Origin of the sequence: Burkholderia perseverans, from assembly GCF_022870505.1 — a bacterium.
In the GTDB taxonomy this organism is placed as follows: Bacteria; Pseudomonadota; Gammaproteobacteria; order Burkholderiales; family Burkholderiaceae; genus Burkholderia; species Burkholderia plantarii.
On record NZ_CP045093.1, the window covers coordinates 345,223 to 357,690 of the forward strand.

General features: G+C 70.0%; 10 protein-coding genes. 8 read left to right on the top strand and 2 right to left on the bottom strand.

From position 1 onward, the window contains the following. Window positions 1–217: 217 nt before the first annotated feature. Entirely contained in the window at window positions 218–1,576 is a 1,359-nt protein-coding gene (locus BpN12_RS01475; protein ID WP_246793518.1) for an SLC13 family permease, read from the bottom strand. Window positions 1,577–1,753: 177 nt separating this feature from the next. Beyond that, a complete protein-coding gene (locus BpN12_RS01480) occupies window positions 1,754–2,110 on the bottom strand; it encodes a hypothetical protein (RefSeq protein ID WP_246793519.1) in 357 nt (118 codons plus the stop codon). A 166-nt stretch (window positions 2,111–2,276) separates the two neighbouring features. Between BpN12_RS01480 and BpN12_RS01485 the strand changes: the two genes are divergently transcribed. The 8 genes from BpN12_RS01485 to BpN12_RS01520 all read left to right on the top strand — a co-directional run bounded on the left by BpN12_RS01485 (window position 2,277) and on the right by BpN12_RS01520 (window position 12,457). Further along, complete coding sequence (locus BpN12_RS01485; protein WP_246793520.1) at window positions 2,277–3,191, top strand: helix-turn-helix domain-containing protein; 915 nt, start codon at window positions 2,277–2,279, stop codon at window positions 3,189–3,191. Between the two features lie 73 nt (window positions 3,192–3,264). Beyond that, entirely contained in the window at window positions 3,265–5,031 is a 1,767-nt protein-coding gene (locus BpN12_RS01490; RefSeq protein WP_246793521.1) for an SWIM zinc finger family protein, read from the top strand. A 62-nt stretch (window positions 5,032–5,093) separates the two neighbouring features. Continuing rightward, window positions 5,094–5,996 (top strand): LysR substrate-binding domain-containing protein, encoded by a 903-nt coding sequence (locus tag BpN12_RS01495; RefSeq protein ID WP_246793522.1) that lies wholly within the window; start codon window positions 5,094–5,096, stop codon window positions 5,994–5,996. Between the two features lie 207 nt (window positions 5,997–6,203). Further along, window positions 6,204–7,301, top strand: coding sequence for a 3-phosphoserine/phosphohydroxythreonine transaminase (gene serC, locus BpN12_RS01500; protein WP_246793523.1), 1,098 nt, complete (start codon window positions 6,204–6,206; stop codon window positions 7,299–7,301). 10 nt (window positions 7,302–7,311) lie between these two features. Then, window positions 7,312–8,724 (top strand): ATP-grasp domain-containing protein, encoded by a 1,413-nt coding sequence (locus tag BpN12_RS01505; protein WP_246793524.1) that lies wholly within the window; start codon window positions 7,312–7,314, stop codon window positions 8,722–8,724. Between the two features lie 304 nt (window positions 8,725–9,028). Beyond that, the gene (locus tag BpN12_RS01510; protein ID WP_246793525.1) at window positions 9,029–10,336 is read left to right on the top strand and encodes a dicarboxylate/amino acid:cation symporter; all 1,308 of its coding nucleotides are present in this window, start codon (window positions 9,029–9,031) and stop codon (window positions 10,334–10,336) included. Beyond that, window positions 10,333–11,892 carry a cysteate racemase gene (cuyB, locus tag BpN12_RS01515; protein ID WP_246793526.1) on the top strand — a complete coding sequence of 520 codons (1,560 nt, stop codon included), beginning with the start codon at window positions 10,333–10,335 and terminating at the stop codon, window positions 11,890–11,892. Before BpN12_RS01510 ends, cuyB begins: the two co-directional genes overlap by 4 nt. A gap of 130 nt (window positions 11,893–12,022) precedes the next feature. Then, window positions 12,023–12,457 carry a VOC family protein gene (locus BpN12_RS01520; protein ID WP_042627056.1) on the top strand — a complete coding sequence of 145 codons (435 nt, stop codon included), beginning with the start codon at window positions 12,023–12,025 and terminating at the stop codon, window positions 12,455–12,457. Window positions 12,458–12,468: the final 11 nt, after the last annotated feature.

A 12,468-nucleotide genomic window follows, 5' to 3' on the forward strand; every position in this document is an offset into this window, starting at 1 on the left:
ACCGGATTCGCCGCAACCCGGCAACCGCTCGACGATCGGCCGCGACGGCAACGAGCAGGCAGAGAAACGCCTGATTCGTGGCGCGTGCTTACCGGTCATCCCATTCGTTCCGTCGCATCGACTGCGACGGAATTGTCTTTGGTGGCGCGCGTATCGCGTCGTGCCTTCGGGCATGCGCCGCCCGCCGTCATGTTCCTTCCTTTCCGCCCGGCACGGCTCACAGCCAGCCCAGCAAGCGCCACCACAGCGCATTGGCCGGCACCACGAACACGAATCCCAGCAAGGCCGTCACGAGGCAATAGCGCCGCGCCGCGCATCGTTCCAGTTTCGCGAGCGCGTTGCCGAACACGATCGGCGGCGACTGGTACGGCAGCACGGTCGTTGCGTATCCGGTGACCTGCGCGAGCAAGGCCGTCTTCAATGGCAAACCGTGTGCTAACGCATGCGCCGCGAACGGCGTGTAGAGCGCCGGCTCCGCGTTCGAGGTGACGGCGAAGCAAAGGACGATCGACAGGGCCGTCAGCGCGAGATACGCGAGCAGCGGGCGATCGCGCAGCGCGTCGGGCACGAGCAGGCCGTAGGCGCGCGGATCGAGCCGGTCGACGAGCGCGGTCAGCCCGATGATCGCCGCGACAAACGCGAGCAGATCGAGCTTCAGCGTGGCCACGAAGCGGCGGAACTGCGCCGGCGGCGACGTCGCGAAATAGACGAGCACGAAGCCGAGCCCGACGCGGCCCGGGGCGACGTGATGCAGCGAATCCGTGAGCCAGAGCCCGAGCGTGATCGCGAGCAGCGCCGCCGCATGCAATTCCCGGCGGCCCGGCGCCGAGTGCGGCGCATCGGGCGCCCGAGCCGCCTGTGCCTGGTCCGGAAACAGCCGCCGCGCGGCATACACGAGCACCGCGCCGCGCACGATCGCGCCGGCCAGGAAAAACCGCAGCAGATACTCGAAGAAGCCGAGCCGCACGCCCAGCGATCGCTCCAGGACGCCGGCCATGATCACGTTCGGCAGGTTCGCCGGCAGCACGGCGGCGGCCAGCTCATACGAGCCGACCACCACGAGCAGCAGGATGCCGCGCCGGCCATTGGTCCCGGCGCCGAACCCGACCGCGTCGCAGTAGCCGGCCGCGAGCGGCACCAGGATCGCGATGCGGCCGAACGTGGACGGCATCACGAGCGAGAGCGCGAAGCTGAGCGCGGCGAACGCGAGCAGCCCGTTCGGATACGAAGCGCCGATGCGCCGCGCGAGCAGCAGGCCGAGCCGCTGCGCGAGCCCGCTTTCCTTCAGTGCGAAGCCGATCGCCGCGCCGCTGAACACGAGCCAGAACGCGCCCGAGCCGAAACCGGCAAGCAGGGTGGTGACCGGAACCGGCGTGCAGGCCGCGGCAAGGCCGAAGAACAGCAGCGAGATCTTGAGGCTTGCCACCGCGCCCGTGGCCCAGAGCACGATGCAGACGAGGACGATGGCGACGATTCGCGCATCGGCTATGGTCACCACGCCGTACAGGACCGACAGCGCGATGGCCGCGGCGCCCGCGACGAGCAGCGCCGCGGCGAGCCATCGGTTGGCCGTCATGCGTGCTGGTCTCGCGAGCGGCTCGGCCGGCGCGGCGCAGCGGAACGGGAGGCGGGGAACTGGCATGGTTGTCCGGGTGGGGTAGGGAGGATGGGCGATATCAAAATGCGCGCTGTATTCCGTTTGTCTAAAAAAATAGATTATCGGGCAGGCGTTGGTCGATAACAATGTCCCGATTCAGGAACGAGGCGGGGCCGACGGGCGGAATACCGCATCGGATCCGGCCTCATCCGCCGGATGCGCGGCGCAATCGAGCGCCGCAAGCAAGGCGTTGCTGCCGCGAGCGCCGGCATCGGCGAGCCGCCGCGCCTGTTCATGCAGCGCGGCAAGAACCGTCCGCATTGCACCGGCCGGCAAGGCCGTGCCCTCATGCCGCCCGGTGAACGCAGCCGCAGCCTGCGCGATGAGCGCCAGCGCCGCTGCCTCATGGTCGGCCCGCGCCGCCGCGCGGCGGCAGCGTTCGGCGAACGCGTCGAGATCGGCGAATCCGGTGACGTCCGGTGACAGCCATGGCGTCGCTTCGAGAAGCGTCACGACTCGCGCGGTCGTCTAAATATTTAGACTAACTGCGCCGCCGGCCGATTGCAAGCGGCGCGTGCGGGCACGGTTCGGCCAACGCGTGTCGCGTCGTGCCCGGTTGGGGCCACGCGCTTTCACGTAATATCGTGCCGAATTCCCATCCGCGATCCCGAGGTCCTGAATGTCCGTAGCCGGTTCCCGAAAAAAGCGTCTTCGCGGCGCGCGCTTCGACTTCGCCAGCATCGGCGAACGTCTGCGCGCGTACCGGATGGCCGCCGAACTGCGCAGCGAGGACGTGGCCGAGCGGCTGGCCATCTCGCGTGCGGCCGTCTACAAGCTCGAACGCGGCGAGATCGTGAAGATCGACACGCTGGAGCGGCTTGCCGCGCTGTTCGGCGTCTCGCTCGCGAACCTGCTCGGCGTGGAGGTGGAATATCACGATTCGGCGGTCAGCTATTTCGAGCGGATGCGCCAGCTCGAAAGCCGCGCGCAGCGCATCGTCGCGCATTTCGATCCGTTCTCGTTCCTGCTCACTTCGGATGACTACGAAGACTGGCTGCGCACGATGCTCGCGGAGAGCGCGCCGCCGGCGCCCGCCGATGCCGACTGGCCGCGCACGCTGACCAACGTGATGGCGATCCTGGCCGAACGCAAGGCCGCCTACCGGCAGGCGCCGCCGAACGTGACGAGCCTGATCGGGCTGCGCCAGATCGAGCAGTTCCTGCACCACGGGCTGGTGGGCCGCCTCGGCCTGCCGACCGGCGTGCAGCTCGAACGCAAGCTCGCCGCGCGCCGCGAGGTGGCGCGCATCGTCGGCATGCTCGAGGACGACGCGGCCGGCGTGCGGATCGGCATCGTCAACGACAACCTGCCGAGCGAAACCTTCCAGATCTTCGAGAGCGGCGAGAGCGTCCACGTGGCGGCCTCGCCGTTCCGGCTCGGCGAGCTGCCGAACGTCCGCACCGGCATCGCCACGATCACGACCTCCGCCGACGCGGTCGCGATGTACCGCAGGATGATCGACCGGCTCTGGACCGGCGCCGCGAAGGGCAAGGCGGGCGCGAAGCTGCTGAAGGCGTTGCTGGAACGCGTCTAGCGCGCGTGCCGCCGCTGGCCGAACGGATTCGTTACGATATCGGGCGTCTCTTCTTTTGTTTCCGGCTGTGACGATGACCCAGACACTTGCCAATACGCTGACACTCGCCGCCGTGCTCGCGCTCGCCGACGAAAAAACCGTCGCGCGCGGTCTCGCTTATTTCCATGACGGAGCCGTGTCTCGCCTCGATGTCGACGATGCGAGCCTGCATGCCACGGTGCGCGGCGGCGCGATCTATTCGGTCGAATTGCGGGCAGGCCGCGACCAGGAACTGGTCCATGCCTGTGATTGCCCGGTCGGCGCTCGCTCGCAGTTCTGCAAGCATGCGGTGGCCGTCGCGTTCTCATGGCTCGAGAATTCCGGGGCCGAGGTGTTCGCGCCGCCGGATGCGCCCGCGAAACCCCAGACTGCGCGGAAGCCGCGCCGGACTCACGCCGAACTGATCGACGATTTCCTCGCCACGCTCGACCCGGATTCGCTGCGCGGCTGGCTGCGCCAGGCGGCGCAACACGATCGCGGTCTGCGCGACAGGCTGCTGCTTGCTGCGCGCGCCAGCGGCGGCGACAAGGCGGGCCTGAAGGCGGCGGTGCGCGGGATCGCTCGCGCGAGCCGCCATCTGGACTGGCGCGAAGCCGCCGATTACGCGGCGGGCCTGACGGCGCTGGCGGACAGCCTGCGCGAACGGCTCGATGGCGCGCTGGCCGGGCAGGTGGTCGAGCTGGCCGAGCTGGCGATCGAGCTCGCGGTGGAGAGCCTCGAACGCATCGATGATTCGGGCGGCGCGGTGTTGCCGGCGATCGGCGAACTGGCGGCCGTGCATCTCGATGCCTGCCTGCGGACGCGGCCCGAGCCGGTCTCGCTCGCGCAGCGGCTGCACCATCTTCAGTCGATGGACGACTGGCGCATTTTCGATGACGTGCTGCCCGACTATGCGCAGCCGCTCGGCGACGAAGGACTGCGCCGTTATCGCGAGCTGGTCGATACGCAGTGGGACGCGCTGCCAGCGCTGGGGCCCGGCCGTCGTGCCTCCCATGACAGCAGGCGATTTCGGCTCGAAGCCGCCAAGCTGGCGCTGGCCCGCTTCGACGGCGATGTCGACGCGCTGATCGCGGCCCTCGCGAAGGATCTGTCCAGCGGCTATCGGTTCCTGCAGGTCGCCAAGGCGTGCGCGCAATACGGGCGCGACGACGAGGCGATCACCTGGGCGCTGCGCGGCATGGCCGAAACCGGGACGCACCCGGACACGCGGCTTCACGCCTTCTGCATCGATGCCTACCTGCGCCGCGGCGATGTCGCCGACGCGGATGCGGTCGCATGGCAGCGCTTCCTCAGCCTGCCCACGGCCGATGCATTCGAGGCCTTGATGCAAGTCGCCGCGCGCACGGGCAGTGTCGAGGCGACGCGGACACGTGCGCTGGACCATCTGCGCGATGGCGTCGTCCGCATGGCACCGCAGACAGGCAAACCCGGCGGCATCCACCAGGAGGCGCACCGTACCGAACTCGTCAAGGCATTGCTGATCATCGGCGATGCCGATGCCGCCTGGCAGACGTTCAACGAAGGCGCGGTGAGTGTCGGTATCTGGCCGGCGATGGCGGCGGCGCGTGCGCGAACGCATCCGCACGACGCGATCGCGCTGTACCACCGCCTGCTGCCGTCGGCGATCGAGCGCGGCGCCTACGGCGCGCGCTACGAACAGGCGTTCGAGTACGTGAAGGCGATCGCGGACCTGCGGCTGCAACACGGGGAGCACGCCGAACTCTCGGCCGAACTCGATGCGATACGCACCGCCCACCGCGCCAAACGCAATTTCATCAAGCTGCTCGATTCGCTGTCCTGATGCGCTCGCTCGCGGCGTAGAATGCGCCCGAATCGCCTTCTCTTGGCAACCCGCCGCCCCGTATGGAAATCAAGTGGATCGAGGACTTCCTGGCCCTCGCGCAATACCAGAGCTTTTCGCGCGCGGCGGAGTTCCGCAACGTCACGCAGTCCGGCTTCAGCCGGCGCATCCAGTCGCTCGAACAATGGGTGGGCGCCGAGCTGATCGACCGCAGCGGCTTTCCGCCGGTGCTGACGCCGGCCGGGCGGTTGTTTCGCGAAGTCGCCGAGGACGTGCTGCACAAGCTCAACGACACGCGCGCGATCATCCGCACCGAGCAGCGCATCGGCGGGCGCGGCCTGCAGATCGCCGCCGGCCACACCATCGCGCTGAACTTCCTGCCCGGCTGGCTGAAGGCGCTGGCCCGGCGCTTCGGCGAAGTGCGCGCGCGCGTCGTGCCGGCCAACGTCCACGATTCGATCCTCGCGCTGGTGAACGGCAACTGCGAGCTGATGTTCGCCTATCACCATCCCGAGCTGCCGCTCCATCTCGACCCGGCCCGCTACGAGCACCTGACGGTGGGCATCGACACGCTGCTGCCCGTCAGCCGGGCCACGCCGCGCGCGGCGCCGCTGTTCCGGCTGCCCGGCACCGCGAAGCAGCCGCTGCCGCTGATCGCCTACACCGACACCAGCTACTTCGGGCGCTGCCAGGCGCTGCTGCTCGCGCGCGCCCGCACGGCGCCCACACTGCGGCTGCATTACGAATCGGACATGGCCGAGGTGCTGAAGAAACTCGTGATCGAGGGCGAAGGGCTCGCGTGGCTGCCGCGGAGCGCGGTCGCGCACGAACTCGCGGCCGGCGAACTCGTCATGGCCGGCCCGAGCGCGTGGCATCTGGACGTGGAGCTGCGCGTCTATCGCGACGCCACGCGCCGCGATGCGTTCGTCGACACGCTGTGGCAGCATCTGCGCGTTTCGGCCTGAGCGCCTCGCTCGAACATCACGCGGCAGGCTATTTCACGAATCGTATATTTCGAAATATTTCCGGTTCCTTGGGATTTCATTTCAACAACTTTTCACCGAAATTAGCGGGCGATTTCCCTTCTGCTCCGCTCATGGTCGCGCCGCGCGATTGCTAGTCTGTCGGCACATCGATGCTTCGATCGATGCGTTCCAACCGGCCGACCAAGCATGAATAGCCCTGCTGTCCTGAACTTCTCCGGTGGCCCCGGCGCGCTGCCCGACGCGGTGCTGCGCGAGACGCGCGAAGCGATCCTCGCGCTGCCGGAAACGGGCGTGTCGGTGCTCGGCATGAGCCACCGGTCCGACTGGTTCCTGGCACTGGTGGACGAGGCCGAGCAGACCCTGCGCGCGCTGCTGGGGCTGGACGAGCGCTACGCGATCTGTTTCCTGCAGGGCGGCAGCAGCCTGCTGTTCGCCACGATTCCGATGAATTTCGCCGGTGCGGGGCGCGGCCTGCCGGCCTACGTCGATGCCGGCTACTGGAGCGCGCGGGCCAGCGCCGAGGCGCGCCGGGCGGGCGGCTGCCGCGTGGTGTGGGACGGCCGCGAAAGCGGTTACCGGAGCCTGCCCGAGCTGGCGTCGCTGGCGCTGCCGGCCGATACGCGCTATCTGCACTACGTCTCGAACGAAACCGTCGAGGGCCTGCAGTTTGCCGCGCCAGACGGCGAAATCGCGGCGCCGCTGATCGCCGACATGTCGTCGGACTTTCTTTCGAAGCCGGCCGAGGTGAGCCGCCATGCGATGGTCTACGCCCATGCGCAGAAGAATCTCGGGCCGGCCGGCGTGACCGTGGCGCTGATCGATCGCGACTGGCTGGAGCGCATTCCCGACGGCCTGCCGTCGATCCTCGACTTTCGCACCCACGTCGCGCATCGCTCGAACTACAACACGCCGCCAGTGTTCGCGATCTATGTGCTGACGCTGGTGGTGCGCTGGCTGGCGCGCGAGATCGGCGGGCTCGCGGCGATGGCGCGGCGCAACGCGGCCAAGGCCGAGCGCCTGTACGCAACGCTCGACGCGCTCGGCGACGCGGTCACCGTGCATGCCGGGCGCCGCTGGCGTTCGACGATGAACGCGGCGTTCACGTTCGGCGACGCGCGGCTCGACCAGGCCTTCATCGACGAGGCGCGCGCGCTCGGCATGCTCGGCCTGGAAGGCCATCGCTCGCTGGGCGGGCTGCGCGCCTCGCTCTACAACGCCGTCACGCCCGAGGCGGTGGCCGCGCTGTGCGAGGCGCTGGCCGATTTCGGCCGCGCGCGCGTCTGAGCCGATGCCGATGACCGCGCCGAATCCGTCGCCCGCTTCGACCACAGCCGCCGCGGCCGTCGTGCCGGAAGGGATCGCGGACCTGTCGCGGCGGCTCGACCGCGCGCCGCTCGACGCCGATCTGCACGAGCGGCTGCTCGCGATGCTGCGCACCCACGGCGATACGGCCGGCGCCGCCGCGCACGAGCTGGCGCTGGCCGCGCTGCGCATGCTCGGCGCGGCGCCCGACGAGCAGCGCGCGCTGGCGCTCTACAACCTCGCGACCGTCTACCTGATGCACGGCCGGCACGCCGACGCGCGCCACTGGTACCGGCACACGCTGGCGATCGCGCCCGGCATCGCGGCGGCGCACCAGAACCTCGCGGTGCTGCTCGACGGGGACGGCCAGCCCGAGGCGGCCGCCGCGCATCGTTCGCAAGCCTACCGGCTGCAGCGTGTGTTCATCGAGCCGGCGCTGGGGCCGGCGCCGCTGCGCCTGCTGATCCTCGGCTGCGGACGCGGCAACGGCAACGTGCCGATCGGCGGCCTGCTGCCGCTGGCCCGCGTCTGCCGCATCCGTTACGCGATCGACTATGCCGACGCGGCCGAGGACAGCCAGCTGCCGCCCTACGATCTCGTCTTCAACGCGCTCGGCGATGCCGACGTGGCCGAACCGCTCGGCGAGCGGCTCGCGCATTTCATGGCGGCGTGCCCGCGCCCCGTCCTCAACGCGCCGGACGCGGTGGCCCGCACGCGCCGCGACCGCATCGGCGCGCTGCTGGCCGACATCGCCGATCTGGTGGTGCCGGCCTGCGTGCGCCTGGCCGCGCGCCCCGCGAACGTGCCGGCGCTCGCGCGCGAGCTGGCCGAAGCCGGCGTCGGCTTCCCGGTGCTGCTGCGGCCCGCGGCGAGCCACGGCGGCGACCAGGTCACGCTGCAGGCCACGCCCGAAGCGCTGTGGGCCGCGCTGGGCGAGCTGTCCGGCCCCTGCTACGCGACCGCGTTCCATGACTCGCGCGGCGCCGACGGCCACTACCGCAAGTACCGCATGATCCATGTCGGCGGCGTGCCGCATGCCTACCATCTGGCCATTTCGCGCCGCTGGCTGGTGCATTACTTCTCGGCCGAGATGACCGAGCATGCCTGGAAACTCGACGAGGAGCGCCGCTTTCTCGCGAGTCCGGCCGAGGCGCTCGGCGCGCGGGCGATGGCCGCGCTCGATGCCGTCGGCGCGCGCCTCGGCCTCGACTACGCCGGGATCGATTTCTCGCTGCTGCCGGACGGGCGCGTGCTCGTGTTCGAGGCGAACGCGACGATGCTGGCCCATCGCGAGCCGGCGGCCGGCCCGCTGGCCTTCAAGAATCCCGGCGTCGAACGGATCGCGCAGGCGGTGGGCCGGCTGCTCGAGGCGCGCAAGCCGGACGGCGCCGGCATCACGGCCTGACTGCCTGGTCGACGTCCGGGCGCCGCGGTTGCGCCCGGCGGCCCATCCTCGTCTTTTCCACGACGGACCCGACGCCTCCTCTGCGTCACCGGGTCCGGTTCCCCTCCCGGTGTTTTCCTGCACCATGCGGATTCCGCATACGCGCATGCCACACTCGCATCATCACCTTTTTGGTCATCCCTACCATCCGTGCTGACGGTCTGGCGGCGCCGATGCCGGCCTCGCGCCCGTCGTCATCCGACTTTTCCTTCACAACGCGCCGCGCGGCTTCTCGCACCCGCCCGGCACCCTCCCGGGGACGGACATGAAATCACGCCTTACCTTCTGGATCGCCGCGGGCATCGTGCTCGGCGGCGTCGCCGGCTATCTGTGCCATGCGAACGCGGCCGACGCCGCGCAGGCCAAGGCGATCGCCGGCTATTTCGGCATCCTGACCGACATCTTCCTGCGACTGATCAAGATGATCATCGCGCCGCTGGTGTTCGCCACGCTCGTCTCGGGCCTCGCCGGCATGGAGGGCGGCCGCGACGTCGGGCGCATCGGCGCGCGCACGGTGGCGTGGTTCTTCTGCGCGTCGTTCGTTTCGCTGCTGATCGGGCTGGTGTTCGCGAACCTGCTGCAGCCCGGTGCCGGCCTGCACCTGACGGCCGGCGCCGACGACACCGTGGCCGGCCTCAATACCGCCGCGCTGAACGTGAAGGACGTGCTCACGCACGCGTTCCCGACCAGCCTGCTCGACGCGATGGCGCGCAACGACATCCTGCAGATCCTGGTGTTCTCGGTGTTCTTCGGGCTCGGGCTCGGCGCGCTGAAACGCGACCCGCGCGTCGCGCTGCTGGTCGGCGCGGTCGACGGCCTGGTGCCGGTGATGCTGCGCCTGACGGGCTACGTGATGCTGGCCGCGCCGCTCGGCGTGTTCGGCGCGGTGGCCTCGGCCGTCACGCTGCGCGGGCTCGACGTGATCCTCACCTACGGCAAGCTGATCGGCGCGTTCTACGCCGCGCTGGTGCTGCTGTGGGTGCTGCTGGCCGGCGTCGGCTACCTGTTCCTCGGCCGCAAGGTGCTGGGCCTGCTGAAGGCGGTGCGCGAGCCGGCGCTGCTGGCGTTCTCGACGGCCAGCAGCGAAGCCGCCTATCCGCGCCTGATCGAGCAGCTGGAACGTTTCGGCATCCCGCAGAAGGTGGTCGGCTTCACGCTGCCGCTCGGCTATGCGTTCAATCTCGACGGCTCGATGATGTACCAGTCGTTCGCGGCGATCTTCATCGCGCAGGCGTTCGGCATCGACATGCCGGTCTCGCAGCAGTTCGCGATGCTGCTGGTGCTGATGCTGAGCAGCAAGGGCATGGCGGGCGTGCCGCGCGGCTCGGTGGTGGTGGTCGCGGCGGTCGCGCCGATGTTCCATCTGCCGGCGGCCGGCGTCGCGCTGGTGCTCGCGATCGACCAGATCCTCGACATGGGCCGCACCATGACGAACGTGATCGGCAACAGCGTCGCGACGGCCGTGATCGCGAAATGGGAGGCGCGGCGCGAGGCGGCAGCCGCGGCGGCGGGCGCGCCGGCCGCGGACGCGACGCGCTTCGAACTCGACCGGCTGCCGGGCGAGGCGCAATGATGGCCGCCCCGGCACCCGCCGCCGGCGCGCGGCGTTACGGCATCGTCGGCGGCCTCGGGCCGCTGGCCGGCGCCGACGTGTTCGGCAAGCTGATGCGCGCCGCGCTCGGGCAGCCCGGCGCCGCGCCGCTCGACGCGATCCTGGAGCAGCGGCCGTGGCGCGGCGCCGGCTCGGACCGCGTGGCCACCAGCGAGCGCAAGCTCTACGTGTTCGACCGGATTCGCGAGTTCGAGCGGCGCGGCGTGACCACCGTCGTGCTGCCGTGCTTCCTGAGCCATACCTTCATCGACGAACTGCGCGCGAACACGCCGCTCGCGATCGTCGACATCGTCGAGGCGGTGCGCGAGCACGTGCGCCGCACCTATCCGGCGGCGCGGCGCATCGGCGTGCTGGCCTCGGCCGCGACGCGCGAGGCGCGGCTGTTCGAACGGTATTTCACGGCGCCCGGGTTCACGCTGATCTATCCGGCCGAGGATGCGGACGGGGATATGACCGGGGACGTGGCCGGCGGCGACGCGGTGACCGAGGCCGTCTACGGCGCCGACGGGATTCGCGACGGCTACGCGGCCGGCCGCCCGGCCGAACTGCTGCGGCGCGCCTGCGAGTCGCTCGTCGCGCAGGGCGCCGACCTGATCATGCCGGGCCTGACCGAGATCGCGCTCGCGGCCGACGCGATCGGCCCGCTGCCGGTGCCGCTGATCGATTCGAACGCGGTCTATGCGCACTACGTGCTGGACGTCGGGGCCGGCGAGGGAGGCGGCGGACCGGCGGCCGAGCCGGGGCCGATGCGGATCGGCGTGGTGGGCGGCGTGGGGCCGGCCGCGACCGTCGATTTCCTGCGCAAGCTGGTCGACCACACGCCGGCCGCACGCGACCAGGACCACCTGAAGGTGCTGGTCGAGCAGAACCCGCAGATTCCCGATCGCACCGCGCATCTGATCGGCGACGGCCCCGATCCCACCGTCTCGCTCTACGCCACCTGCAAGCGCCTGGAGCAGGGCGGCGCGGATCTGGTGGCGATTCCGTGCAATACCGCGCATGCGTTCGTCGAGCGCATCCAGCCGCATCTGGGCATCCCGATCGTCAACATGCTGACGGTGACGGCGCGCCATCTGCGCGAGCGCTTCCCGGCGCTGCGCGAGATCGGCGTGCTGGCCACCTCGGGCACGCTCGCGAGCGGCGTCTACCGCGACGCGCTGGCCGCCGAGGGCTTCGCGCAGCGCGTGCCGCCGCCGGCGCTGCAGGCGCGCGTGATGGCGGCGATCTACGGCAAGGCCGGCGTGAAGGCCGGCTTCACCGAGGGCCGCTGCCGCGAGGACATCGGCGCGGCGCTCGACGCGCTGATCGAGGCCGGCGCCGCCGTGGTGCTGCTCGGCTGCACGGAGCTGCCGCTGCTGCTGCCGATGGCCGACTACGTCGCGCCGGACGGCGCACGGGCGGTGCTGGTCGATCCGACCGAGGTGCTCGCGAAGGCCTGCATCGCGATGGCGACGGGCGGCAAGGGCGTGATGGCGCTGGGCATCGCCGGGGCGGGCCTCGCCGGGCCGCCGGTTTGATCAAAAAAATCGATTGTCAGATCGGAAAAATATCGTTTTTTATCGATAAAGCTCATCGGTAAGATGGCGTTCGTCGTCCTGCCGTGCGAGAGCCGCGCGGCGCCCGTCCCCAACTTCAGAGTCCCGATCCATGAGCGCATCCGCCGCCCCGCTGCTTCCGTTCCACATCGCGTTTCCCGTGCATAGCCTCGAGGCCGCGCGGGCCTTCTATGGCGACCTGCTCGGCTGTCCCGAAGGGCGCAGCTCGGCCGAGTGGGTCGATTTCAACCTGTACGGCCATCAGATCGTCGCGCATCTGGCGCCGGACGAAACGGGCATCGCGCGCACCAACGCCGTGGACGGCCATGGCGTGCCGGTCCGCCATTTCGGCGCGCTGCTGACGCTGGAGCAGTGGCACGCGCTGGCCGACCGGCTGCGCGCGGCCGGCACGCAGTTCGTGATCGAGCCGTACATCCGCTTCAAGGGCGAGCCCGGCGAGCAGGCCACGATGTTCTTCCTCGATCCGTCGGGCAACGCGCTGGAATTCAAGGCGTTCGCCGATCTCGGCAAGCTGTTCGCGAAGTGAGCGCGAGCCGC